This window comes from Thermoanaerobacterales bacterium, from assembly GCA_030019475.1.
Classification (GTDB): domain Bacteria; phylum Bacillota; class Desulfotomaculia; order Desulfotomaculales; family JASEER01; genus JASEER01.
Genome location: JASEER010000001.1, coordinates 3,606 through 27,642 on the forward strand (window position 1 = coordinate 3,606; position 24,037 = coordinate 27,642).

The window sequence follows — 24,037 nt, forward strand, 5'->3', positions numbered from 1 at the left end:
TGCAGGCCGGTCACGTCCGCACGTAGGGCGTCCTGGCCCTTCTCCAGGCGGGCCTGCCCTTCCTGCAGGCCGGTCACGTCCGCACGTAGGGCGTCCTGGCCCTTCTCCAGGCGGGCCTGCCCTTCTTGCAGGCCGGTCACGTCCGCACGTAGGGCGTCCTGGCCCTTCTCCAGGCGGGCCTGCCCTTCTTGCAGGCCGGTCACGTCCGCACATAGGGCATCCTGGCCCTGGCGCATCTCCTTCAGTTCAGCCAGAATCTGCTGTAAAACCTTTTCCACGGACGGGCCTCCCTCGGGTGGTCTACGAAGCTATGCTATCACAAAAGGGGTGAGATGGAAAGGGTTTCCGGACGGGGAGCCGTGGCTTTCGCCACTGTTCCCCGTCTTTCAAGGCCGGACAGCCGGGCCTTCGGCCACGGCGGACCAGCCACGGGGCGGCGCCACCCGGCGCCGCCCTTGCCGCTGATCAGACTGATCAGGCTGATGTACTGGCACCTCCTGCGACCGAAAGGGGCCAAGCTGGCGGGAGCACCCTTGCCGATTGGCTTGGCCGCCGAGTCATCGACAACAAAAGGCTTCCGGGGATATCCCTGGAAGCCTTCATTAATCTTGCTATGGTGGACCTGGTGGGAATCGAACCCACGACCTCTTGAATGCGAGTCAAGCGCTCTCCCTCTGAGCTACAGGCCCGGCAAGGTTCATTGTAGCATATCGCCGGCGCGCATGCAAGGCAGTCAGCGGGCGAAGACATGGTTTCCGATCTGCATGTGGACCGGGCGCGACCACACCCACGGGTTGACCCGCTTGTAGGGGTTCCAGTAGTAGACGGCCCCCTTGGTCGGGTCGCGGCCGGCCAGAGCGTCTTCGGCGGCGCGTACAGATTCGGTGCTCAGCGGACGCCAAATCTGGCCGTTGTCAACAGCCTCAAAGGCGTTCGGCTGGTAGACCACACCCCGGATGGTGCGCGGGAAGCGGGGGTCCTCGGTACGGTTGACGATCACCGCGCCCACGGCGACCTTGCCCCGGTAGGGCTCGTCGGCCGCCTCGCCCTCGATAACCCGGGCCATCAGGATCACGTCTCCACGGCTTGCCTTGTAGCCGACGGCTGTTCCGGCCGTCTCCCCGCCGCGGGATGCGGCGGCGGAATGTATGGCCGCCCTCTCCTTCTCGGTCTGACGCACGTTGCTCTCGGCCGCGAGGATTACCTGTGCCTGCAGAGCAATCGCCAGAACGAAGAGCAGGCCCGAGACGGCCAGCCGGCGGTACCCGAAGCGCGACCACCAGCGGCACAGGTCCGGCCAAAGGCGCTGGATTCCTGATGTTGACCGGCTTTGTGCACGTGTTAAGGCCCACCGGCGGCGGAAGTCAGACCATAGGCGCTGAAGTTGACGACAGGTTTTCTTCAGGTCAGCCACCGTTCTCTCACTCCTTTCGGTGTGCAGGGGACGGCGCTAGCCAGTATAACGAAGGGCAGATAAAGAGGTCAATGGCAGGAGATGCCGGGGGGTTGGCGGCGGGATACCATAAACCCTTGGGGCTGTAAGGTCAGCACCACCTGCCCGGGCGGGAGAAGGTAATTTCTGGCGTGCGAAAGATGAAGGCCGGAGGATGCCATCCTTCGGCCTTCAACAGTCTTATCCTGGCGGTATTTACGGAATTCTCCTCAGCTTTCCCGCGGCCGGCTCGCGCGGCGGCGGGGGACCGACCCGCTCGGGGTACCCCAGGACCAGCGTGGCGATGACGGTGTAACCCTCCGGAAGGGCGAGGATCTCCCGGGCAGCCGGCAGCCGCCCGATGGAGAGCCAAGCCGATCCCAGCCCGCAGTCGTGAGCGGCGAGCATAATATTCTGCACTGCAGCCGCCGTGCCCATCAGATACTCCTCGTGGTCCACGGCCATCTCGGGGGGGCGGGAGACGACGGCCATGACAACGGGTGCGCCGCCGAAGTCCACCATGAAATCGCTGATGATCTTCTTCTTAAACTCCGGGAAAATGGGGCTGGGCAGTATCCTTTCCCGGACAAAGGCCTGGTAAAGATCCCGCAGGGCGGCCCTGCCCTGCGGCCCCACGAGGATGAACTCCCAGGGTTGGGCGTTACGCAGGGACGGCGCCCACGTGGCCGCTTCCAGAAGGCCCATAAGCACCTCTTCACTTACCGGGAGGGGCTTGTAGTAGTACGTTGTGCGCCGTTCCCGAATGGCCTCCATCAATTCCACCGGTATGCCTCCCTTCATTAATGCTTAATCCACCTATAACATGGTCAGGGAAGCCCGGACAAATGCCCGGCGACCCCCGCGCGACCGCGAGGGATGAAGCGGGGGCGGGGCTACCCCGGAACAAGGCCTTAGCCGATCTTTTGCGCCGCTTGATCCGGTTGCTGGCTTGCCTTTTTTTGCCGGATCAGCGCTTCTTCGGCGTAATCGCTGGAGATCAGGTAAAGGTGGACCCACAGCTCGTGCTCGTTGGCCTTCCCGGCTAACTCCTGCGCCAGGTCACGGAACTTCTTCTCTACCCGGTCCTTGAAATGGGAAAAGTCGACAAGGGTTTCGATAACCTCGCGTTGGCTGTAAGATGTGCCTTCGCGCAACACCTTGGGCACGCTTTTCACCCCCCACAAGGGTATTATAGCGTGCCTGCCATTAAATGGGAATAGGGCGGCGCCATAAAAAGGGGCCCCTTTAGGGGCCCCCGACACCTGGCTGCTCGTGAACTAGAAGTTCAAGTTGCCGGCACCGTAGAGATTAGCGCCATAGCCGGTACCAAAGAGGTTGGCGCCATAAGAAGCGGACGGCATTTGGATGTTGCTGCCGGAGAGACCCCAGGACCGGTTAATGTTACCCGGGTTTTGGCCCAGGTTGGCCTGGTTCATGGCGTTGAAAGCATTGACATTGCCGAGGTTGCCGAAGTTGCCGGCGGTGCCGATGTTGCCGCCGAAGCCGAACTGCTGTGAGCCGACGTTCCAGGAGGGCTGGAAGCTGCTACCCTGCGCCGACCAGGACGGCTGGAAGCTTGTGCCGTACTGGCCTACGTTCCAGGACGGCTGGCCGGTGAACCCGGTGCCGAGCTGGGCGCCGTAACCGCTGTACAGGTTGGCGCCGGGGATGTTCTGGCCCCACTGGGCGCCGCCGAAGGCCTGGTAAGGCTGCTGGCCGGTGGCGGAGTACTGCTGCGCCAGGCTGGAGATCTGGTTCAGGCTCTGGTTGAGGGCGCCGGCCATCTGGTTGATGCGCTGCAGTTGCTGGGCGGCGGTGGCCTCCATCTGCTGCATCTGGGCCAGCTTGGCCGCGTTCGACTGCTCGTCGCGGGCCAGGTTGGTAGCCATGTTGGCAATGTTGTTCAGGTCTTGGCGCAAGTTATTGATCTGCTGCTGGAGCTGCTGGAAACGATAGGGCATGGTGAAGAACCTCCTTTGTCATTTTCCCTTATTATTCACAGGGCTGCCAAGTTTATTAGTGGCAGTTAACGGTTTGACTGGCGGTAAACGGCACCCAGGGGGAAGCCCGGGGAGGGGGTGGCCAGGCCTTGAAGGTTACGACTCAAGGCCACGGATTCGACCCCGTGGGTGAGGGGAATCCAGGGGGTGTCGGCAAGGATGATCTGCTGCGCCTGCCGGTAAAGCTCAGAGCGCCGCTTCTCGTCTTGTTCCCTCTGTGCGCGGGCCAGGAGCAGGTCCGCCCGGGGGTTGCTGTAACGGCTGATGTTCTGGCCGCACGGGATCTGTGACGTGGCCAGCAGATTATAAAGGAAGTTATCCGGATCTCCGTTGTCTCCCACCCACCCATAGAGAAAAGCGTCCCCCTCCTGACGCCGGAGGGCTTCTTTGAAGGCCTCCCAGGGGTAACTGCGTACCTGTACGCGGATACCGGCCATAGCAAGCCGTTCAGCGACGGCCCGGGCGAGGGCGGTCCCGCCGGTCGGCGCATAGGGCCTGGCGTCCCGGTAGGTGACCAGGGTGAAGGAGAGCCCCGAAGCGGTTCCTGCGGGCGTTGGCCGTTCAGCTGCCTCCATGGGCCCGGTTCCCCCGCCGGAACCGAGGATGCCGGGCGGCAGCAGCCCGGATGCGGGAAGAGCCAGTCCATCCGGAAATACCTCGGCGACCAGGGCGGAAACGTCCAGCGCCTCCGCGACGGCACGGCGCAGGGATGGATTGCCAAAGGGCGGCTTGTTCGTATAGAATCCCATGTAACACAGGTTCTGGCCCGGCGCGGCCAGTATCCGGTACGGCGCCCCCGTAGGGGCGCCGGCCACGCCGGGGTCATCGGCGGCGTCGATGCACCCGGAGGCCAGCTCCGCGAGGCGCTGTTCGCGCCTGGGGATAACAACGAACCGGAGTTCCCGTGTCCGCGGCTGTGGTCCCCAGTAGTGCGGTACCCGCTGAAGGGTTATGCGGCTTGCGGTCCAAGCGGTGATTTGGTATGGGCCGGTTCCGGCGGGGATGCCGTCCGCTCCGGGGTCGCCTGTAACGGCGGCCTGCAGCATGGCCAGGTTGCGGATGAAGGGCGCATAGGGATAGCGTAGGCGGAAGCGAACCCGCCGCTCGTCCAGGGCCTCGACCGTGTCGACCGGAGCGTAGATGAAGCCGGCGTACGGCGAACGTTCTCTCCGCTGGGCCTCGATGGCATGGACCACGGCGGCGGCGTCGCATGGGACGCCGCCGTGGAACCGAACGCCGGGGCGGATCTCAAAGGTCCAGGTCAGGCCGTCGTCGGAAACATCCCAGCGGCGTGCCAGGGCGGGCTCGATTTCACCCGGGCTCCCGGGCCGGAAACGGACCAGACCCTCGAAGACATTACCCAGAACGCGGCGGGACGGATCGTCCAAAGCCAGCGCGGGGTTGATGGCCCGGGGTGCGGCGGCCAGGCCCCAGACAATGCGGCCGGAAGGCGGGGCCGGCTCCCGGCGCGCTTGAACGGCCAGCAAGAGGATCCCGGCCAGTAAGAGAAGGACGAACCCCAAAGACAGGCGGAACGGTAAGCGGAAAACCATTCCCGGCCTCCCTGCTGTGCTAATAAATGGATATTCTTGATGCTAATTACTAAATCCTGCTTGGTTCCAAGCATGTAATGGTTAAAGGCCCAGGTTACGGGTCATTGCTAGAAAAAAGAGGAGTGGGGATGGGGATGCGTTTCGGTCCGGCGGGGAACGCCGCTTCGTTTTATGAACAGGGCCATAAGTCTTCGGTCGATGCCCCGGGATGGCTCCGGAAACTGGGATTGGACGCCTACGAGTATCAGTGTGTGCGGGGCGTGAACGTCGGCGAGGTCACCGCGCGGGCCATCGGGCGGCAAGCCGTCGCACACGATATCGCCCTCAGTATCCATGCGCCGTACTACATTAACTTCGGGAGTGAAAAACCGGAGCATATCGCCAAGAGCAAGCGTTATCTCCTGGATTCGCTGCGGGCGGCGCGGTGGATGGGAGCGACGCGGGTGGTGTTTCATGCGGGGAGTGCCGGAGCGGACCGCGCCCGGGCCCTGGCCCGGGCCAGGGAAGCCCTGCGTGAGGTGCTGGCCGAGGCCGGGGAGGAGGGCCTGGATGGTATCTTCATCTGTCCCGAAACCCTGGGGAAGCTGAGTTCTCTCGGCCTGCTGGACGAGGTCCTGGCCCTGTGTGACCTGGACGAGCGTATGCTGCCCGCCATCGACTTTGCACACGTCCATGCCATCACCGGGGGAATGCTCACCGATCGTGCGGCCTTCGCCGCCGTCCTCGACCGGGTGGCCGCGGCCGTTGGAACGGAACGCCTGCGGCGGCTGCACATCCATTTCAGTCCGGTGGAGTTCACGGAGTCCGGGGAGCGCCGCCACCGCACGTTGAAAGAGGAAGGTTTCGGGCCCGATTTCCCCCCGCTGGCCGAGGAAATCGTCGCCCGCGGGATGTCTCCGGTCCTGATCTGCGAGTCCGACGGCACCCAGGCGGAGGATGCGCTGGCATACCAGAAAATGTTCCGGCAGCTGGTGGAAAAATCTTAAATTAGCAAAAACCATTTACATTTCGTATCCTGTTCTATAAAATTATCTGCGTGCGACGAATCCCGCCGCTGCGGAGAGGGGATGGCTGCCTTGCTGCCGGTGCCGCAAAAATACTTCCTTACGGCTGCTTGCGCCGAAGGGGAAAGCCGTCTGAACGCTTTTGATAACGCGCTTTTGGCCGGGCGTATCGGCAATGTAAACCTGATCCGGGTCTCGAGCATCCTGCCGCCGGGGGCGGTATACGATCCCGGCCTGGAACTGCCGCCGGGGGTGCTGGTGCCGACCGCCTACGGATCGATCATCAGCGAGACCCCGGGGGAACTCATCGCCGCCGCGGTCGGAGTAGGATTATCCGAGGATACCTTCGGGGTGATTATGGAATTCTCGGGGAAGTGCAGCCGTGAAGAGGCCTACGAGAAGATCGACCGCATGCTGGAGGAGGCCTTCAGCCGGCGGGGGATGAAGCTTGTCGAAAAGAAGATCGCCGCCTGCGAACACCGCGTGGTGCGGATCGGGTGCTGCCTGGCCGCCGTGCCGCTCTGGTATTAGGCGATAAACAGCAAAGGGGGACCGGCCATTGCCTATCTGGTACAGTGAACAGCAGAACGAAAACCTCTTGCTGAGCTGTCGGATCCGACAGACGCTGCACGTGGAGAAGACGCCCTTTCAGGATCTGGCAGTGGTCGACACCGTCCAGTTTGGGCGCATGCTCGTTTTGGACGGGGTGGTTCAGACGGCCATTGCCGACGAGTTTGCGTACCACGAAATGCTGGCCCATGTCCCGCTGAACGCTCACCCGGCGCCGCGCCGTGTTTTGATCATCGGCGGCGGTGACGGCGGATTAATGCGCGAAGTGGTAAAGCATAAAGCCGTGGAGCGGGCGACCCTGTGTGAGATCGACGAGCGCGTGGTGGAGGTATCCAAGCAGTATCTCCCCGAACTTGCCGTAGGCTTCGAACACCCTAAGGCCGAGGTTTTTATCGGGGACGGCATCAGGTATGTGTCCGAGCGCAAGGACACCTTTGACGTGATTCTTTGCGACTCGACCGATCCGATCGGTCCCTCGGTGGGCCTCTTCAGCCGGGAGTTCTACCAGGCGGTGTATGAGGCGCTGCGGCCCGACGGGATCTTCGTCGCCCAGACGGAATCGCCGTACTTCCATACCGGTATGTTCGCCCGCATCCTGAACGACCTGCGGGGTATCTTCCCCGTCGCCCGGGGTTACTGGACCTTGGTGCCCAGCTACCCCAGCGCGGCGTGGAGTTTTTCCCTCGGTTCAAAGAAGTACGATCCCCTGGCGGTTGAGGTGGAGCAGATCCCGGACCTTGGCACCCGGTACTATACGCCGGAGATCCACAAGGCCGCCTTCGCCCTGCCGCGGTTCGTCCTAAACGAAATTGAGGAGCAGGCCAAGAAGGGTGCATAACTACATTCGCAAGGACCACGGTTTCATCGCCGCCATCTCCGAATACAACCCGGCTTCGGTGGTGATGGTCGGCGCGCCGCTGGACATTACGGTCACCTTTCGGCCGGGCACGCGGGACGGCCCCACGGCCATCAGGGTTATGTCCCAGAGCCTGGAGGATTACAGCCTGGAATTGGGGCGGGAGTTGAACAGTGTCCCCGTGTATGATGCCGGGGACCTTGTCCTGCCCGCCGGCGACTTGGCGGCGAGCCTGGGCCGTATTGAGGATGCGGTCGATGCCGTCATGGGCGACGGCAAACTCCCCCTTCTCCTTGGCGGCGAACACCTCCTTACCCTGCCCGCCGTGAAGGCCGCGGCGCGGCGCTACCCCGACCTGATCGTTGTCCAGTTTGACGCCCATGCCGACCTCCTCGACAGCTATGAAGGCGCCACCCTGTCCCATGCCACCGTGATGCGCCGGGTGGCGGAGATCGTGGGTGAGGAGAACGTCGTCCAGTTGGGGATCCGCTCCGCGACGAGGGATGAGGTCGCCTTCGCCAGGGACAACACCCTGATGTATTGTTACGACGTGATCCCCGCCCTGGACGAGATCCTGCAGGCCATCAAGGGGCGCCCGGTCTACGTCACCGTGGACATCGACGTCGTAGACCCGGCCTTTGCCCCGGGGGTGGGAACGCCTGAGCCCGGCGGAATCGACGCGCGGGAGTTCATCCAGGCGGCCTACTACCTGTATGACATGAACGTCATCGGCATGGACCTGGTCGAGGTCAACCCGGCTTTTGACCGCGCCAACCTTACCGCGCTCCTGGCCGCCAAGTTTCTGCGGGAGGCCATCCTCTGCCTGGGCCGTGCCGGCCGCGCGAAGATCAAGGTCGTCGACAGCCGCCTGGCCGAGCGCAAGAACGTCAACAGGAGTTGACACGCGCGCCCGTTTTTTATATACTGAGAATGTCGCCGCGGAGCCGTGGTGTAGCCTGGTTTAACATACTGGCCTGTCAAGCCAGAGATCGCGGGTTCAAATCCCGTCGGCTCCGCCATAAATAAGGTTACAATATGCCAAGGTAGCTCAGTAGGTAGAGCAGGGGACTGAAAATCCCCGTGTCGGCGGTTCGATTCCGTCCCTTGGCACCAGTTCGGAAGTTCATACGCGGAAGTGGCTCAGCGGTAGAGCATCGCCTTGCCAAGGCGAGGGTCGCGGGTTCGAATCCCGTCTTCCGCTCCATAAGATAAAAAACCCTTTGCCGAGAGGCAAAGGGTTTTTGAATCTGTGATAAACTTTAAGCATAAATTAGTTGAAGTGGTGCTGGCTTTTGCTGATATTGGTCATTGACGATGAACCCCACATCCTGGAACTGGTCAGGTTCAACCTTGAGAAGGAGGGTTTTGAGACGGCCCTCGCGGCCGATGGGTTGCAGGGGCTGGAAATGGCCCGCGGGCTCAAGCCGGACCTGGTCATTCTCGACCTTATGCTCCCGGAAATGGACGGGTACCAGGTCTGCCGGGAGTTGCGGAGCGATCCTCAGTTGACCGGCGTGCCGGTGATCATGCTTACGGCCCGGGATCAGGAACTGGACAAGGTCCTGGGATTTGAACTCGGCGCCGACGACTACGTCACGAAGCCCTTCAGTCCCCGGGAACTGTTGGCCCGGGTGAAGGCGCAGCTGCGGCGCCGGACAGCGGCGGCGCTGCCGGCGGAGAGGCGGCCGGAGAGCGAGATCCGTATCGCGGACCTGGTAATCAGGCCGTCCCGCTTCGAGGTCGAGGTTCGGGGCGAGCCGGTGCGGCTCTCCCGTAAGGAGTTTAATCTCCTGCTCCTCATGGCCTCCCACCCCGGGCAGGTGTTCACCCGGGACCAATTACTGGAGCGTATCTGGGGTTATGACGCCGTCGATGGAACCCGTACCGTGGATGTGCACGTCCGTTACTTGCGGCGCAAGATTGAGGAAGACCCGGCACACCCCCGGTATATCGAGACGGTCCGTGGCCTCGGCTACCGCATGAAAGGTTAGGCCGCGGGGTAAGATATAAGATAGAGGAGGTGATAAATGGGTGCAGCGTTACAGGAGCGCAATGGCCGAAATGCTCCGGGAGCGGCGGCGGCTGTTGGAACAACTCCACGGGACAGGGGAGAGCCGCGAAGAGGTCTTGAACCGCCTGCGCCAGGTGGAGGAGCGGATCAAGGCCGAGGAACGCCGGGGTCCGCGGTCCTACCTGGATCACATTATGGAACGCTCGGGGCAGCATGAAGAAGACAGAGGCTAATCAGGCCTCTTTTTTCATGCCGTGCCCGGGGCCTTTGAATTTGACAGTGCCAATTACAGGAAATATGCTAAAATTACTTGCACAACGAGGAGGCACTCCTTTTTGCCCGTGCGGGTAGGTTGGTACTGCGTTTATACCCCTGAAGAGATCATCGCCGCCGCGGGGTGTGAGCCTTACCGGCTGGTCCCCCCCGATGGTATCGAGGGAAACACTCCGCTTTTGCCGTCTACTCTCTGCCCCCTTGTGCGTTGCCTCGTCACCGGCCTTGAACAGGGCGCTTTTCCGCCCCTCAACGGAGTCATCATCGTCAACTCCTGTCACGCCATGTTACACCTTTATAACGCCCTCGCCCACCGCTTTACCGAAGAGCCGTTTGTCTTTCTTCTCGATATGCCCCGCCGGGACGGCCCCGCGGCGACGACGCGGCTGGCCGCGGAACTGCGGGTCCTGGCGGCCTTTCTCGGCACACGGTCGGGACGTTCGGTCACTACGGAACGCTTATGGGCGACCATCCGTGAACAGGGCAATGCCCTTCTTGCGGCAGAAGGCCCTGGGGCGCCCGGCGTCCGGGGGATGCGGAAGGCAGGACCGCGGGTCGCCCTGGCCGGTTCCTTGCCGCCCCCCGGTCTGGCGGCCCTGGTTGAGGAGGCCGGAGGGGCGGTGGTTACGGATGATCTTTGCGGCGGCCGGCGCTACCGGTCCGGCCGGGGGGCGGTCCTGGAAGAAGCCCTGGCCGCGGAACGGGATGGGGAAGATCCCTTTGCCGTTCTTGCCCGGAGCCACCTGCGCCGCTCGCCTCCCTGCCCCCGGTTCGTGACGCGGGGGGATGGGCGCCGGCGGGAGCTGCTGAAGCTGGTGGAAACGCACGACCTGCGGGGCTTGATTTACCATACCTTGAAGTTCTGCGACCTCAGCCATTATGACTACCTGTGGGTCCGGGAAGCCCTGCGGGAAAAGGGCGTGCCGGTATTGCACCTGGAAACCGAACTGGGCACTCGCGACCTGGGCCGTTTACGCACCCGCGTTGAGGCCTTCCTGGAGATGCTGCTATGAGAGAGGGGGGCGGCTTGGTAACAAAACTGCGGACCTTACTGGGCGAGGACCTCAGGCGCCACGCGCTCGCCTCGCCTGTCACGTACCGTCTCGCCAGGGAGTTGGTCGTATGCCGCAAGACGTATACTTGGAAAGCGACGAGGATGGCGGCGGCTTTCGGCCTGGATCTTACCGCGGCCGCCTACCGCCGGAAGAACCCGGTGGCATGGACGAGCGCCTTCTTCCCGACCGAACTGCTCTACGCGATGGGCATCGTCCCCTTTGCCCCGGAGACCGCATCGGCCGCGGCGGCCTCTTTGGGCGTGGCGGAGGCCGCGCTGGATCTGGCGGACCGGGCAGGGGTGGCCAGGGATACTTGCTCATTTCACCGTGTTACCGCCGGGTGTGCCCTGGGGGGCTACTTCCCCCCGCCGGATTTCCTGCTGGCCACAACCCACCTTTGCGATGGGGCCCCACAGCTTTTTCGCTATCTGGCGGACTACTACGGCCGGTCCTTCTTTGTAGTGGACGTGCCTGTTTCCTGGACGCCCGCAACCCAGACCTACGTGGCGGCGCAGCTGGAGGAGCTGATCCGTTTCCTGCGGAAGCACACCGGAAAAGACCTGGACCCGGAGCGCCTTCGAAAGGCCTTCGCCGCATCCAACCGGGCGCGGGAGGCCTTGCGCCAGGTCAACGCGGCCCGGCAGGCCGCTCCCGCCCCTTTGGGCACCGGCCCAAACCTGGACTTCCTTTACCTGCTTTTTGTGGGGTTCGGCCACCCCCAGACGGCCACCGTTTTTGCGACCCTGGCCGGGGAGTTAAGGGAGCGCCGTCCTTCCGCGGCGGATGAACACCCCGAACGAGTTCGCCTTTTGTGGCTGCACCTGAAGCCCTATTTCCCCAACCCCCTTCTTGAGCGCCTCGCGGCATTCCCGGGCGTGGCGGTGGCCTTTGAGGAGATGAACCACGTTTACTGGCCGGCCCTGGACCCGGCAAGGCCTTTTTGGAGTCTGGCGGCGAAGGTTCTCAGCCACTTCGGGGTCGGTCCGGTCACGCGGCGGGTCGCAACCCTGCGTTACCTGGCCAAGACGTATAGAGCCCGGGGCATAGTCCATTTTAATCACTGGGGCTGCCGGCAGGGCAACGGGGGAGCGCTTGTCATGCGGGACACCTTGCGCGACTCCGGCTTACCGGTACTCATTCTGGAAGGAGACTGCGTGGACCGCTCTAACTTCGCGGAAGGGCCGGCCTGCACGCGCCTTGAGGGGTTCATTGAAATGTTTTTGGCCAACGGGATGGGTTAACCTGTGAAAATCCCGGCCGCAATTTTTTAACGTTTTCTTAATAAGAGAATAATCGGCACTTAACATGTTTGCGGTATTGTTACCTTGGCCATACATGACAAGCTCCGGTATTAAGCCCTTCTTCTTTGCGGCGATGAAGGGGAGGGAGGAGACCTTCGCATGACGCACGGATCTAAATGGCTTGGCGTGCTGGCCGCCGCCGTCCTGGCCATGGCCCTGGCAGTGGCCGGTTGCGGCCCGAAATCCGGCACGGGGGGTCTTTCCGGCAATGTCACGGCGGTCGGCTCCACCGCCCTGCAACCCCTCGTTGAAGAGGCGGCGTACCTGTTTATGGCGAAGAACCCGGGTATCCGGATCTCCGTCCAGGGCGGCGGGAGCGGCACCGGCCTGAGCCAGGTCTTCGGCGGCGGGGCGGACATCGGCAACTCCGACATTTTCGCCGAGGAAAAGGACGGCATCGACGCCGGCCAGTTGGTGGACCACAAGGTATGTGTCACCGGCTTCGCCCTGATCACCCACCCGGAGAACAAGGTGGACAACCTGACGAGGCAGCAGATCAAAGACATCTTTACCGGCAAGATCAAGAACTGGAGCGAGGTCGGCGGGGACGACCGGAAGATCGTTCTCATAAATAGGGCAAAAGGCTCCGGCACCCGGGCGACCTTTAAGAAATACGTTATGGACGGCCTGGAAGAGGCTCCGGGTGACGCCGAGCAGGAGTCGTCCGGGACCGTGCGCAAGGTCGTCTCCGAAACCCCGGGCGCGATCAGCTACCTGGCCCTGCCCTACGTAGACAGCAGCATGGTCAAGGCCCTGAAGATCGACGGCGTGGATGCGGGTCTTGAAAGCATCGCGAGCGGCAGGTACCCCTTCTGGTCATACGAGCATATGTACACCAAGGGTGAACCACAGGGGGCGGTCAAGGTCTTCCTCGACTACATGTCCGGCGAAGAGGTGCAGGCCGGCCTGGTTGAGAAGTTCGGCTTCATTCCCATCGGAGCCATGAAGGTGGAGCGTAGCGCGGATTAAGGCATCATCCCTGCAATTGTTGATCGCCAAGGGTGGGAGGAGAGAACGTGTCGGACGTGCCGGGCCGTGTCAACGGCCTTGAACAGGAATCGCCCGCAGCCCCTGACTCGCCAGGTCTTCGACGTCGGCGGCTCCGCGCGCGGCTGGGCTTTGCCGCCACGGCCGCCTGCGCCGCCCTGGTCATTGTCCTCACGGCGGCCATCGCGCTCTTTATCGGCAGTAAGGGCCTAGCCACCTTCTTCGTGCACGGCGCGGACCCGTTACAGTTCTTTTTCAGTACCCAATGGTGGCCCGACCGTCCGCTGGAGGACGGGGGGCCGCTGATCGGCGCCCTGAGCTTCATCGTCGGATCGGTGATCATTTCAGTGCTGGCGGTCCTGGTCAGCGCCCCTCTCGGCGTAACCTGTGCCGTCTTCATGACGGAGATTTCTGCCAAGTGGGGTCTGCGCCTGCTGCAACCTACGGTTGAACTCCTGGCCGGTATCCCTTCGGTCGTTTACGGCTATATCGGACTGAGCCTGCTGGTGCCCTTTATACGGGGTAACCTTGGCGGCACCGGTTTCAGCGTCCTGGCCGGCTTCCTGGTCCTTTCAGTGATGATCCTGCCCACCATCACCAGCGTGGCCACGGACGTCCTGCGGGGCCTGCCGCGGGAATACAAGGAGGCCGCCCTGGCCCTCGGTTCCACGCGTTGGCAGGCCATCAGACTGGTTCTTCTCCCGGCGGGGCTCTCCGGGATAATGACCGGCGTGGTCCTGGGCCTGGCGCGGGCCTTCGGCGAAGCCCTGGCGGTCCAGATGGTCATCGGCAACAAGAGGGAACTGCCCCATTCGATCCTGGACCCGCTGATCACCCTGACCAGCGGGATCACCATGGACATGGGCAACACGGTGCAGGGCTCGCTCTGGAACAGCGCGCTCTGGTCGATGGCGATGGTACTGCTGGCGATGTCGTTTGCCTTCATCCTGCTTATTCGCTTCTTCACCCGAAGGGAGGCCCTGCGGTGAACAACAAGGTCAAGGACCGCCTGGCCACCGCCAGCTTCTGGGCCGGAGCGGGACTGGTCATCTGCGTTTTGGGCGGCCTCCTGGGCTACATCCTGTACCATGGCGCCGGAGCCCTGGACTGGCACTTCATCACCGCTCCCCCGGAGACATTCCGGTCCGGCGGCGGGGTGGGGCCGCAGCTGTTCAACTCCTTCTATATGCTCGTGCTGACCATGCTGCTTACCGTGCCCATCGGGCTTCTCGCCGGGATCTACATGGCAGAATACTCCCACCCCGGGAAGATCACCGATACCGTCCGCTTGAGCATCGAAGCCCTGACATCCCTCCCGTCCATCGTGGTCGGCCTCTTCGGACTTTTGATCTTTGTCAACATGACCGGTTGGGGTTACACCTTGCTTTCCGGCGCCCTGGCCCTCACGGTGATCAACCTCCCTCTGGTGGTGCGTATCTCGGAAGAGGCCCTGCGCAGCGTGCCGCACGAGCTGCGCGAGGCCAGCCTCGCCCTCGGAGCCGACCGCTGGCAGACGATCTGCTTCGTCATCCTCCCCTCGGCGTTACCGGGCCTCATCACGGGCATCATTATCGCCGCGGGCCGGGTCTTCGGTGAGGCGGCGGCCCTGCTTTTCACCGCCGGCATGTCCAGCCCGGCCCTTGACTGGTCACAGTGGTGGAACCTGTTCCACCCCGGCAGCCCCTTAAACCCCTTCCGCCCGGCGGAAACCCTGGCGGTGCACATCTGGAAGGTTAATTCCGAGGCTGTCATCCCGGATATCCGACGCGTGGCCGACGGCGCATCCGCCCTCCTGGTTTTCGTCGTTATCACCTTTAACGTTGCCGCCCGCGCCCTGGCGCGGGCCGTGTCGCGACGCCTGCAGGGGACGTAGGGCGGCCCGGCGCGCAAAACTGCGCCTTGCAGGCCACCGCGGATTACGCTATAATTTGATATGTAACTATAAGGCGGCATAGCCAAGTGGTTAAGGCGACGGTCTGCAAAACCGTTATTCTCCGGTTCGACTCCGGATGCCGCCTCCATAAAAGCTAGTAATGGCAAGGGTTTTGCGTTGCCCATATAATAAGATCCCCTACCTGAGGTAGGGGATCTTGCTTACAAACCAGGCAGACCTTAGCAAGAATTTGGGCTCATTCCCGCACCGGCCTGCCTGTTTTCAGCACCAAGACCGGTTACCTTTGGGCTTCCCTTACGGTTCCTTTGGGGTTACCTCCGGGTTGGCTTTGGGCCACCTTTCGGCCTCCACAGGTTCCTTTCGGGTTGCCTTCAGGTACTTTGAGGCATTGCCTCCGGGTGCTTTATTGCACCCTTTTGGTTACCTTTTGTCGCCTTTGGACGTTCCGGATCACCTATCGGTTCTCAGGGAGCCCTCCGGCTTCCGATCTTGTGCTTGTGATAACATTCTCGCATGGTTAAAGTCTGATGTCAATACCTTTTTCCAAAAAAATTTTAAACGGAGCATACAAAGGCCGGCCGCAACCCGTGGCGGCCCTCCTGCCGTTGAGGGGACATTCACTCGATGGGCGTTGACCGGTCGGCGGCCGGAGGAACCGTTCACCCGTCCCATCGCCCTTTTAGAGAACGGGTCTTTCCTGGACGGGCCGGGAGGGGGTATCCTCTGTAATCATCAGGACGGGAAACGGAGGGATTCACATGTTGACACTGATGGTTCCGGGGCATTCAAGGAAGGTGAGGTGCCTGTGCGGGCACCCGCTGCCCACCTATTGGCTTCGTGGCTCCGTGGCCGTGCAACTCCGTTGCCCGTACTGCGGATCGATGTTCGTCGCGCGAATGGGGAAGGGGAAGGCCGGCGACCCGGACACAGGTGAAACGCGGGCAAGGGGTTAAGAGATCGTCCCGGAAGGGTCCCGTTTCCAATGGGACTTTTCGCTTATTTCTCCGCGTTACCCCCAAAAAAGACAAATTCCCCTCCGAAAAACAAAGTAACCAGATTTTAAGGAGGGGAAAAGAAAATGGTGAAGCGGTTTTTAGTTTTAGTCTTGGCGGGGCTTTTCATCCTGGCCCTGGCCGGCCCGGCCGCGGCCGCTCCGGGGGCCCCGGGGGTCCCCGCATCGAAGAATAAGGAATATGTCCCGCCCTATGACGGCATACCGGACCGTGACCGGGATAAGGATCGCCTGCGCGACCGGACCGGTCAGCTGGATGAGGACGAAACGGTCATTGATGATGGGGCGGGGGACGAGACCTTGCAGTACCAGGAGCAGGAGCGGGAGCGTCTCGGCAAGGGCCAGGGCAACGGCTGGGGCCACCGCCTGCTGGTAAACAGTAAGGAGCACAAGTTCGGGGATGTCCCTCCGGTTATCAAGGACGGCAGGGTGCTGATTCCCGTACGGGCGGTCACCGTCGCGCTCGGGGGACAGGTGGATTGGGATCCGGAGGCCCGGACCGTTACGGTCACCCTCGGCGATACCGTATTGAAAATCGCCGTTGACGACCTGAAGGCCACGGTCAACGGGGCCGTCTATGACCTCGACGTGCCGGCCAAGGCCGAGCAAGGACGGGTAGTGGTTCCTTTACGCTTCATCGCGCAGGCCCTGGGCTACGAGGTGGGATACGACAGTTCCACCGGCGACGTGACGGTGGATGAGGACGAGGACGAAGATGAAGCGGTAGAGGAAGAGGACCAAGAGGGCGAAGTTGAAGACGAGGATCAGTCCGGGGATGAGGAACAAGATCAGGAAAACGATGAGGGCGAAAACCAGGATCAGGTTGAGGGAGAGGAGTAGCGCACCGGAAGACGTAACTGGGGAACCCGCTTTGGGCGGCTTCAGCAAAGAGGCCGCCCGTTTTGTTCATTGAACGTTCGTTATTGTTCATTATTAAAGGAACTGCACTTTGAGATGTCGAATGCACAAGAAGAACGACGGACAAAGGGGGTGATGAGGTTTGCCGACCGTGTCCTTTAATTGGCTCGACATCCTGCGCTATGTTGTTGACGCCACCCTCGTCAGCCTCATCGCCTACAAGATCTTCACTTACCTCCGGGGCACCCGCGCCGTGCAATTGATCAAAGGGATATTCGTCATCGGGCTCCTGGCCGCCCTGGCCTGGGGCTTTAACCTGACTATAATGAAGTGGGTGCTGCAGCAGCTTCAGGTTATGGCCGTCGTCGCCGTGGTGGTCGTCTTCCAGCCGGAACTCCGGAGTATGCTGGAGCGCCTCGGGCGGGACAGTCCCTTCGGCCGGCGCCTGCTGCACGGGCAGGAACACGTGCGTCTGGTGATCAGCGAGATCATCCGCGCGGTGCAGGAAATGTCCGAAAAGCGCATCGGGGCCCTGATCGCCGTTGAGCGGGCCACCGGACTGAAGGAATACGTCGAAACCGGGACACAGTTGGACGCTCTGCTTTCACACTCCCTTTTACTGCAGATCTTTGAGCCGAATACGCCGCTGCACGACGGGGCGGTTATTGTCCGGGACAACCGTGTCCTGGCGGCCGGCTGCTACCTGCCGTTGAGCAGCAACAAGTACCTATCCAAGGAACTGGGAACGCGCCACCGGGCCGCCGTCGGGCTTAGCGAGCTTTCGGACGCCGTGGTCGTCGTGGTTTCGGAGGAGACGGGGGCGGTTTCCGTGGCGGAGGAGGGCAAGCTTCTCCGCTACCTGGATCCCCCGGGATTGGAACAGCTTCTCGAAAGCCGGCTGATGGCAGGCAATCAGGCGAACCGCGGGACGCAGGAAAAGACCCCGGAGGCGGATCAGGCAAAGACCCTCGGGGCGTAAATTCAGTGACCGTTACTTTTTACCCTTCCCCCGGGCTCTTTGGGCTCGGGTTTTTAATTTCCGTAATAATAACAAAAAGGAATTGGACCAATAACCCCAAAGCATATAACATTAAGGCAAAAGCCTAGGGGGAGTGAGGGTGACGATGGCCGATTATACGAAGATGTGGGACGAACTGGGCCTGGATCTCGAAGCGCACGAGCAGCTCCTTAAAGCTCTGCCTCCGACGTATTACGACGTTTACCTTACACAGGCGAACCGTCCCCGGGGGATGGAATACTTTGACTTCGTGGTGAACGAGATCCATGGCCTGCGGGTGCAGGAACTGCAAGAGTTCCGCCGGGGCGGGGGCAAGGTCGTCGGCACCTTCTGCGTCTTCGTCCCGGAGGAATTGATCCTTGCCGCCGGGGGCGTCTGCGTGGGCCTTTGTTCCGGCATTGACATCGGTACGGCGCAGGCCGAGGCCGTCCTGCCGCGCAACATCTGCCCGCTGATCAAGTCTTTTATGGGTTTCAAGCTGGCCCGCGTCTGCCCGTACATGGAGTCCTGCGACCTGCTGGTCGGGGAGACCACCTGTGACGGTAAGAAGAAGGCCTTTGAGGTGCTGGCGGATTTCGCGCCGGTCTACGTCATGGAGACCCCGCAGAAAAAAGGCCCGGCGGGTCGCGCCCTCTGGCTGGAGGAGGTGCGGGCGCTGGCCGGCAGGCTGGAGGAACTGACCGGGCGCAAAATTACGCGAGACGCGCTGGCCGAGACCATGCGCCGCGTGAATGGCAAGCGGCGTGCCCTGCAGCGGCTCGACGCCCTGCGCAAGGCCGACCCGGCCCCCATCTCGGGCCGCGACGCCCTGCTCATCAACCAGATCGCCTTTTACGATGACGTGGAACGGTTCACCGGCCAGGTCAACGCCCTCTGCGACGAACTCGAGGAGCGCGTGCGGGAGGGGGTCGGGGTCGCTCCGGCCGGGGCGCCGCGCCTCGTGGTTACGGGAACCCCCATGGCCGTCCCGAACTGGAAGGTGCCTTATGTCATTGAATCCGCGGGGGCGGTGATCGTGGGCGAGGAGATGTGTACCGGCTCCCGCTACTTCGAGGCCCTTACCGAAGAATCCGAAGGGGCCGGGCTGGAGGAGATGCTGGCCGCCATCGCCGACCGGCACCTGGAGCCGGACTGCGCCTGCTTTACCCCCAACATCCGCCGGATGGAAAAACTGGTAGATATGGCACGGGAACGCGGGGCGGACGGGGTAGTCAGTTACATTCTGTCTTTCTGCGATCCTTACGCCGTGGAGTCTCACCAGGTGGAGAAGGCCTTGCGCCGGGCGGGTATCCCGTCCTTGAAGATAGAAACGGATTATGGGCAGCAGGACGCCGGGCAGATCCGGACGCGGGTCGAGGCCTTCCTGGAGATGCTCCTCGCCGGGAGAGGCCGGGCCGATAAGGCCATCTGAGGAAATATTCCCCGTATGGGTCTCACCCGCGTATGGGAGCAGGGGACCTGCACGGTGGTAAAGGAGAAAAAGATACAGGATAAAGGGGCGCCCGGAGAGGGCGCCCCTTTATCCTGCATTCTAAGAGATGTTTATACTTGACGGAGCCATTTTTTAACCGGTATAATCCGAGTAACCTGATCATTCTAGTAACCTTTATCCACCATTGCCCCAAGGTCTGTACCTGCCGGTCAAATAATGGGAGGTCTGTTGATGTTAAAGGTTGAGGGTTTGACTGTGGCGGTAGGCGAACGCATCATCCTCCGGGATGTCAACCTGGAGGTCCGGATGGGGGAAACACACGTCCTCTTTGGGCCCAACGGTTCCGGCAAGTCAACGCTCCTTGGGACCCTGATGGGCTTTCCGCGCTACAAGGTTCTGGACGGGCGGATTCTTTTCAAGGGCGAGGACGTTACGCGCCTGCCGGTGCACGAAAGGGCACTGCGGGGAATCGGGCTGTCCCTCCAGCGGCCGCCGACGATCCGGGGCCTGTCAATGCGCGATATGGTCCGGATCTGTGCGCGGGGCCGCGAGGTATTGCGTGACCTGCCCACGGAGTTGAATTTTAGGGCCTTTATGGAGCGCGAGGTCAACCACGGGTTTTCCGGTGGGGAGATGAAGCGCTCAGAACTTCTGCAACTGATCGCTCAAGACCCGGATCTGGTCCTCCTGGACGAACCGGAGTCGGGAGTGGACCTGGAGAATATCAACCTTATCGGTACGACAATCAACCGCCTGCTGGATCGTAAAATACCCGGAGAGTGCGGCAAGGGCGGCCGGCGGCATAACAAATCGGGCCTTCTCATCACCCATACCGGGCACATCCTGCAGTATGTGAATGCCGATATCGGGCATGTGATGTTTGAAGGCCGGCTGGGGTGCAGCGGAAACCCGCTCGAATTACTTAACTGCATCCGGCGAGGGGGGTACGGCGCCTGTATTCGCTCTGACACGCCCACTTTTATGCAGAGGGACGGGGAGAGACCATGAGGAAAGACGAGCGTATCAGCCCGCATGCCTTCAAGAGCGAGGCGCCGCGGCGGGTCTACTTGGACGACCCGCGCGTTTTACGCCCAGAAGATTCCCGGCGGATGCTAAGCACCGGGGTGGACGTAACCGAAGAGGGACGTATCGGCACGTATATCCAGATGGACCATTCGGTCGTCCACTGTCACGTCAAGCAGGACGGGCTGGATGTTATGAGCACGACGGAGGCGGCCGAGCGTTACCCCTGGCTGGTGGAATACCGGTGGCGGCTGGTTCAGGCCGACAGGGATGAGTATAACGCCTATGCCCGCGACTATGCCCGGCACGGCTACTTCATCCGTGCCCTGCCCGGTATGAAAGTGACCTGCCCCCTTCAGGCCTGCCTGTACATCGCCGCGGACGGGATTACGCAGGCCGTCCATAATATCGTGGTTGTGGAGGAGGGCGCCGAACTGAACCTGGTTTCGGGTTGCGCCAGTGCCCACGACGTGCGGACGGGGATGCACATCGGCATCTCGGAGTTCTATGTCAAGAGGGGCGCCAAGCTGACCTTTACCATGATCCACAACTGGGGAGAGAAGATGCAGGTACGGCCACGGAGCGCCGCCCTGGTGGAGGCCGGCGGGGTCTTCTTGTCCAACTACGTCTGCCTGCAGGCGGTGGACACCTTGCAGATGTACCCCATGGCCTATCTGGACGGGCCGGGGGCCACCGCCCGCTTCCACTCGATCCTGGCGGCGCCGCCCGGGAGCTTGATGGACGTCGGCGCGGGCGTCGTGCTACGCGCCCCGGACACGCGGGCGGAGTCAATCGCGCGGGCCATCACGACCGGGGGGGACGTCATCAGCCGCGGGCGCCTGGTCGGCGAGGTGGCAGGGGTGAAGGCCCACCTGGAATGTCGCGGCCTGATCCTTGCCGAGCGGGGCCTCATTCACGCCATCCCGGAGTTGGAGGCCAGGGTGGCGGGGGCCGAAATGTCCCACGAGGCGGCGGTCGGGAAGATCGCGCCGGAGGAGATCGAATACCTGACGGCCCGCGGGCTGAACGAAGAAGAGGCCACGGCGACGATCGTCCGCGGTTTCTTGAACGTACGGATCGAGGGACTGCCGCGGGAGTTACAGGACGAGATCGACCGGGCCATCGCGGCCGGCCGGGAGAGCATCGTGTAGCGGGGTGACGAGGGCATGGTGGAAGGCGTCGAAAGCCTCCGCATCCAAAGGCTGGATGGGGGAGAAAGACACGAGTTTATCGATGCTTTGGCGGTGGAGTCAGCGGCTACGATCGTCCTCAACGGGCAGGAAATAGCCACAATGGCCTGCAGCCCTTCGTATCTCCGGTGCCTGGGGGCAGGCTATCTGTTGTCCGAGGGGATGGTCAGCGGTAAAGAAATGATCCGAGAGATTACCGTTGGTGAAGGGCAGATACCCATACGTATCAAGCTGGTGGCCGACGTGTCATTTACGGTGGACCCCTCCGGCGGGAAAACACAGGTTGTTTCCGGCTGCGGGAAAGGAACGGCCCTTGTCTGCCGCGGCATCGACCTGCCCAAGGGCGTGGAAAGCAATATTCGTGTATCGTTTGAACAAGTCCTGCTGGCTGTGCGGGCGTTTCATCAGCTTTCTGACATTTATCGCGAGACGGGCGGCGTGCATAGCGCGGCCCTGTCGGACGGCAACGAACCTCTTGTTTTCATGGAAGACATAAGCCGGCACAGCGCTGTTGACAAGGTCTTCGGGGCCTGTGTTTTAGGGGACATATGTACATCCGATAAGCTGCTACTGACGAGCGGCAGAATCTCTTCCGACCTGGTAATTAAGGCAGCCCGGATGGGAGTGCCCATTATAGTCTCCCGGTCAGCGCCGACCACGCTGGCTGTCAAGACGGCCTGTGATCTTGGGGTTACGCTTGCCGGGTTCGTGAGGGGGAAGAGAATGAATGTCTACTCTCATGCCTGGCGCGTAACCGCATGACCAAAAGCGAGCATGACCGGTTTTGGTGGTAATTTGAAAACGACAAGCGGGATGGTGAGCGATGAAGCTTAACACAAGGGTGCGTTACGGGATGCGCGCGCTGCTGGACATCGCGTGCCATGGCACGCAGGAGCCGGTTCGCCTGCGTGATGTGGCGAAGCGGCAAGGGATTTCGGAACAGTATCTTGAACAGCTTATCCTCCCCTTAAAGGGGGCGGGTATCGTACGTAGCATGCGCGGCGCTCGCGGGGGGTTTACCCTGGGAAAGGACCCGTCCGAGATTAAGGTCAGCGCTGTGTTCGAAGCCCTGGGAGGGGCCGTCAGCTTGACCGACTGTCTTACCGATAGCATGGTCTGCAGCCGGACAGAAGACTGTGTCACCCGTGAACTCTGGCGGGAGATCAATGCCGCGATCAAGGGTGTGCTGGCGTCAAAGACGCTGCAGGACCTCCTGGAACGTGAGTTGCGCAGGAACCAGCAACCGGAAAGGGCGGGGTAGAGTGATGCCTGGTTTGCCCACCATTGGCAAGATCTCGCCGGATGTCTTTAGAGACCTGATCTACCCGCGTTTGGGGGCCCCGGCCGGAGACGTGCTTGTGGGACCTCAGAGCGGCGTTGACGTGGGAATCGTGGAGATTGGAGATCGGGCGGTCTCCTTCACTTCCGACCCCGTCTTTGTGGTGCCGGCGTTCGGCTGGGAAAAGGCCGCCTGGTTCGCCGTGCACATTCTCCTCTCCGATGCCGTAACCTGTGGACTACGCCCAAGGTTCTTGTCTATTGATCTCAATCTGCCGATGGAAATGGGCGAAGACGATTTGGCGGTCCTCTGGGATACTATCCACTGTGAATGCGTAAAGTACGGCGTCTCCATCATTTGCGGCCATACGGGGCGCTATGAGGGATGCCATTACCCGATGGTCGGCGGGGCGACTGTAATCGGCATCGGTGGTAAGGACGAATACGTTACCCCGCGGCTGGCGAGGCCGGGCGATATGGTGATCGTCACCAAGGGGCCGGCCATTGAGGCGGCGGGTATCCTGGCCACGGTTTTCCCGGATATTCTGGAGCGAAAATACAGCCACGGCTTCAGAAATATGGCTTCAGATCTCTTCTTCAAAATGTCCGTTGTCGAGGATGCCTTTACCGCGGTGGGGGTTGGGCTGCGCGACGACGGGGTCAGCGCCATGCACGACGCAACTGAATGCGGGGTGCTTGGCGGGCTGTACGAATTGGCCCAGGCCGCGGGCTTGGGACTACGGGTAGACAAAGAGCGCATCGTAATTGAGCCGGCGGCGATTGAGATTTGCCGTTTCTTTGGGATTGATCCCTATATAGCCATCAGCGAGGGCACGTTGATCATCGCCTGCCGGGAGTATGCGGCCCGGGCCATCGTCGAGGCCCTCTCTCGTAAGGGGATCACATCCTCCGTAGTGGGCGAGTTGACCGAGCCGGAGAAAGGGATGGCCGTCATTGACGGGACAAGGGTGAGAGAACTGGAACACCCCGTGGTCGACCCGTTTTGGCAGGCGTTCGATAAGGCCTTGGGAGAACAGGGGAGGGTGGTGACGGAATGCCGGGGATGACGGTTGGATTGTTCTCTGCCTCCACTGCGGCGAAGTAATCTCTCTTCTTGGCAATGACCTTATGCAGGTATGCCCGTATTGCCTTACTACTCAACTCAAGCGACCGACGTCGAGTTGGTTTTGATCGGTACAATAACGGTAAAACGGGAGTCCTTCGGGACTCCCGTTTGTTACAGGAAAACAGAATCCTTGGCTTTGCTGATTGGTGGGGCCAAGCGCTGAC

General features: G+C 61.8%; 24 protein-coding genes and 5 tRNA genes. 23 read left to right on the forward strand and 6 right to left on the reverse strand.

The genetic code is table 11. From position 1 onward, the window contains the following. Nucleotides 1–614: 614 nt before the first annotated feature. The 6 genes from QMC81_00030 to QMC81_00055 all read right to left on the reverse strand — a co-directional run bounded on the left by QMC81_00030 (nucleotide 615) and on the right by QMC81_00055 (nucleotide 4,985). Nucleotides 615–689, reverse strand: a tRNA-Ala gene (locus QMC81_00030). A 44-nt stretch (nucleotides 690–733) separates the two neighbouring features. Then, nucleotides 734–1,414, reverse strand: a complete 681-nt coding sequence (locus QMC81_00035) for a cell wall hydrolase (protein ID MDI6905864.1) — start codon at nucleotides 1,412–1,414, stop codon at nucleotides 734–736. 234 nt (nucleotides 1,415–1,648) lie between these two features. Beyond that, complete coding sequence (locus QMC81_00040) at nucleotides 1,649–2,206, reverse strand: nitroreductase family protein (GenBank protein MDI6905865.1); 558 nt, start codon at nucleotides 2,204–2,206, stop codon at nucleotides 1,649–1,651. Nucleotides 2,207–2,343: 137 nt separating this feature from the next. Further along, on the reverse strand, nucleotides 2,344–2,598 hold the full coding sequence (locus tag QMC81_00045) for a hypothetical protein (protein ID MDI6905866.1): 255 nt from the start codon (nucleotides 2,596–2,598) through the stop codon (nucleotides 2,344–2,346). A 111-nt stretch (nucleotides 2,599–2,709) separates the two neighbouring features. After that, on the reverse strand, nucleotides 2,710–3,351 hold the full coding sequence (locus QMC81_00050; GenBank protein ID MDI6905867.1) for a hypothetical protein: 642 nt from the start codon (nucleotides 3,349–3,351) through the stop codon (nucleotides 2,710–2,712). A gap of 107 nt (nucleotides 3,352–3,458) precedes the next feature. Beyond that, nucleotides 3,459–4,985, reverse strand: coding sequence for an ABC transporter substrate-binding protein (locus QMC81_00055; protein MDI6905868.1), 1,527 nt, complete (start codon nucleotides 4,983–4,985; stop codon nucleotides 3,459–3,461). Nucleotides 4,986–5,119: 134 nt separating this feature from the next. Here QMC81_00055 and QMC81_00060 point away from each other — a divergent pair, with 134 nt between their 5' ends. The 23 genes from QMC81_00060 (at nucleotide 5,120) to QMC81_00170 (ending at nucleotide 23,814) form a co-directional block, all read left to right on the forward strand. Then, nucleotides 5,120–5,971 (forward strand): TIM barrel protein, encoded by an 852-nt coding sequence (locus tag QMC81_00060; GenBank protein MDI6905869.1) that lies wholly within the window; start codon nucleotides 5,120–5,122, stop codon nucleotides 5,969–5,971. Nucleotides 5,972–6,052: 81 nt separating this feature from the next. Next, nucleotides 6,053–6,520, forward strand: a complete 468-nt coding sequence (locus QMC81_00065) for an arginine decarboxylase, pyruvoyl-dependent (GenBank protein ID MDI6905870.1) — start codon at nucleotides 6,053–6,055, stop codon at nucleotides 6,518–6,520. A gap of 28 nt (nucleotides 6,521–6,548) precedes the next feature. Next, nucleotides 6,549–7,397: a polyamine aminopropyltransferase gene (gene speE, locus QMC81_00070; protein ID MDI6905871.1), complete on the forward strand. Its 849-nt coding sequence runs from the start codon at nucleotides 6,549–6,551 to the stop codon at nucleotides 7,395–7,397. Beyond that, entirely contained in the window at nucleotides 7,390–8,316 is a 927-nt protein-coding gene (speB, locus tag QMC81_00075; protein ID MDI6905872.1) for an agmatinase, read from the forward strand. The genes speE and speB overlap by 8 nt, the downstream gene beginning before the upstream one ends. Before the next feature lie 39 nt (nucleotides 8,317–8,355). Further along, nucleotides 8,356–8,434, forward strand: a tRNA-Asp gene (locus tag QMC81_00080). Nucleotides 8,435–8,452: 18 nt separating this feature from the next. Next, nucleotides 8,453–8,528 (forward strand) — tRNA-Phe (locus QMC81_00085). A gap of 16 nt (nucleotides 8,529–8,544) precedes the next feature. Continuing rightward, nucleotides 8,545–8,619: transfer RNA gene (locus tag QMC81_00090), tRNA-Gly, on the forward strand. Nucleotides 8,620–8,707: 88 nt separating this feature from the next. Beyond that, entirely contained in the window at nucleotides 8,708–9,406 is a 699-nt protein-coding gene (locus QMC81_00095; GenBank protein MDI6905873.1) for a response regulator transcription factor, read from the forward strand. 40 nt (nucleotides 9,407–9,446) lie between these two features. Next, on the forward strand, nucleotides 9,447–9,659 hold the full coding sequence (locus tag QMC81_00100; protein ID MDI6905874.1) for a hypothetical protein: 213 nt from the start codon (nucleotides 9,447–9,449) through the stop codon (nucleotides 9,657–9,659). Nucleotides 9,660–9,767: 108 nt separating this feature from the next. Then, nucleotides 9,768–10,712: a 2-hydroxyacyl-CoA dehydratase family protein gene (locus QMC81_00105; GenBank protein MDI6905875.1), complete on the forward strand. Its 945-nt coding sequence runs from the start codon at nucleotides 9,768–9,770 to the stop codon at nucleotides 10,710–10,712. A gap of 14 nt (nucleotides 10,713–10,726) precedes the next feature. Beyond that, complete coding sequence (locus QMC81_00110) at nucleotides 10,727–11,995, forward strand: 2-hydroxyacyl-CoA dehydratase family protein (protein ID MDI6905876.1); 1,269 nt, start codon at nucleotides 10,727–10,729, stop codon at nucleotides 11,993–11,995. A 159-nt stretch (nucleotides 11,996–12,154) separates the two neighbouring features. Continuing rightward, on the forward strand, nucleotides 12,155–13,024 hold the full coding sequence (locus tag QMC81_00115) for a phosphate ABC transporter substrate-binding protein (GenBank protein MDI6905877.1): 870 nt from the start codon (nucleotides 12,155–12,157) through the stop codon (nucleotides 13,022–13,024). A gap of 47 nt (nucleotides 13,025–13,071) precedes the next feature. Beyond that, nucleotides 13,072–14,031: a phosphate ABC transporter permease subunit PstC gene (gene pstC / locus QMC81_00120; protein MDI6905878.1), complete on the forward strand. Its 960-nt coding sequence runs from the start codon at nucleotides 13,072–13,074 to the stop codon at nucleotides 14,029–14,031. Then, nucleotides 14,028–14,915, forward strand: a complete 888-nt coding sequence (pstA, locus tag QMC81_00125) for a phosphate ABC transporter permease PstA (protein ID MDI6905879.1) — start codon at nucleotides 14,028–14,030, stop codon at nucleotides 14,913–14,915. The genes pstC and pstA overlap by 4 nt, the downstream gene beginning before the upstream one ends. A 72-nt stretch (nucleotides 14,916–14,987) precedes the next feature. Continuing rightward, a tRNA-Cys gene (locus tag QMC81_00130) sits at nucleotides 14,988–15,063 on the forward strand. 951 nt (nucleotides 15,064–16,014) lie between these two features. Further along, nucleotides 16,015–16,788 carry a copper amine oxidase N-terminal domain-containing protein gene (locus QMC81_00135; protein MDI6905880.1) on the forward strand — a complete coding sequence of 258 codons (774 nt, stop codon included), beginning with the start codon at nucleotides 16,015–16,017 and terminating at the stop codon, nucleotides 16,786–16,788. A gap of 169 nt (nucleotides 16,789–16,957) precedes the next feature. Further along, complete coding sequence (gene cdaA, locus QMC81_00140; protein ID MDI6905881.1) at nucleotides 16,958–17,785, forward strand: diadenylate cyclase CdaA; 828 nt, start codon at nucleotides 16,958–16,960, stop codon at nucleotides 17,783–17,785. Between the two features lie 145 nt (nucleotides 17,786–17,930). Then, the gene (locus QMC81_00145; protein ID MDI6905882.1) at nucleotides 17,931–19,235 is read left to right on the forward strand and encodes a double-cubane-cluster-containing anaerobic reductase; all 1,305 of its coding nucleotides are present in this window, start codon (nucleotides 17,931–17,933) and stop codon (nucleotides 19,233–19,235) included. A gap of 252 nt (nucleotides 19,236–19,487) precedes the next feature. Next, the gene (locus QMC81_00150; GenBank protein MDI6905883.1) at nucleotides 19,488–20,264 is read left to right on the forward strand and encodes an ABC transporter ATP-binding protein; all 777 of its coding nucleotides are present in this window, start codon (nucleotides 19,488–19,490) and stop codon (nucleotides 20,262–20,264) included. Next, entirely contained in the window at nucleotides 20,261–21,430 is a 1,170-nt protein-coding gene (locus QMC81_00155) for a SufD family Fe-S cluster assembly protein (GenBank protein ID MDI6905884.1), read from the forward strand. The genes QMC81_00150 and QMC81_00155 overlap by 4 nt, the downstream gene beginning before the upstream one ends. A 15-nt stretch (nucleotides 21,431–21,445) precedes the next feature. Next, nucleotides 21,446–22,231, forward strand: a complete 786-nt coding sequence (gene fdhD, locus QMC81_00160; GenBank protein ID MDI6905885.1) for a formate dehydrogenase accessory sulfurtransferase FdhD — start codon at nucleotides 21,446–21,448, stop codon at nucleotides 22,229–22,231. 61 nt (nucleotides 22,232–22,292) lie between these two features. After that, complete coding sequence (locus QMC81_00165; GenBank protein MDI6905886.1) at nucleotides 22,293–22,730, forward strand: Rrf2 family transcriptional regulator; 438 nt, start codon at nucleotides 22,293–22,295, stop codon at nucleotides 22,728–22,730. Between the two features lie 4 nt (nucleotides 22,731–22,734). Further along, nucleotides 22,735–23,814, forward strand: coding sequence for an AIR synthase family protein (locus QMC81_00170; GenBank protein ID MDI6905887.1), 1,080 nt, complete (start codon nucleotides 22,735–22,737; stop codon nucleotides 23,812–23,814). The last annotated feature ends 223 nt before the right edge of the window (nucleotides 23,815–24,037 follow it).

Bases quoted from the DNA above. Each gene is read 5' to 3' on its own strand.
- QMC81_00040 (MDI6905865.1), bottom strand. From the start codon at position 2,206: ATGGAGGCCATTCGGGAACGGCGCACAACGTACTACTACAAGCCCCTC.
- QMC81_00055 (MDI6905868.1), bottom strand. From the start codon at position 4,985: ATGGTTTTCCGCTTACCGTTCCGCCTGTCTTTGGGGTTCGTCCTTCTC.
- QMC81_00060 (MDI6905869.1), top strand. From the start codon at position 5,120: ATGCGTTTCGGTCCGGCGGGGAACGCCGCTTCGTTTTATGAACAGGGC.
- QMC81_00065 (MDI6905870.1), top strand. From the start codon at position 6,053: ATGGCTGCCTTGCTGCCGGTGCCGCAAAAATACTTCCTTACGGCTGCT.
- QMC81_00115 (MDI6905877.1), top strand. From the start codon at position 12,155: ATGACGCACGGATCTAAATGGCTTGGCGTGCTGGCCGCCGCCGTCCTG.
- QMC81_00135 (MDI6905880.1), top strand. From the start codon at position 16,015: ATGGTGAAGCGGTTTTTAGTTTTAGTCTTGGCGGGGCTTTTCATCCTG.
- QMC81_00145 (MDI6905882.1), top strand. From the start codon at position 17,931: ATGGCCGATTATACGAAGATGTGGGACGAACTGGGCCTGGATCTCGAA.
- QMC81_00150 (MDI6905883.1), top strand. From the start codon at position 19,488: ATGTTAAAGGTTGAGGGTTTGACTGTGGCGGTAGGCGAACGCATCATC.
- QMC81_00155 (MDI6905884.1), top strand. From the start codon at position 20,261: ATGAGGAAAGACGAGCGTATCAGCCCGCATGCCTTCAAGAGCGAGGCG.
- fdhD (MDI6905885.1), top strand. From the start codon at position 21,446: ATGGTGGAAGGCGTCGAAAGCCTCCGCATCCAAAGGCTGGATGGGGGA.
- QMC81_00165 (MDI6905886.1), top strand. From the start codon at position 22,293: ATGAAGCTTAACACAAGGGTGCGTTACGGGATGCGCGCGCTGCTGGAC.
- QMC81_00170 (MDI6905887.1), top strand. From the start codon at position 22,735: ATGCCTGGTTTGCCCACCATTGGCAAGATCTCGCCGGATGTCTTTAGA.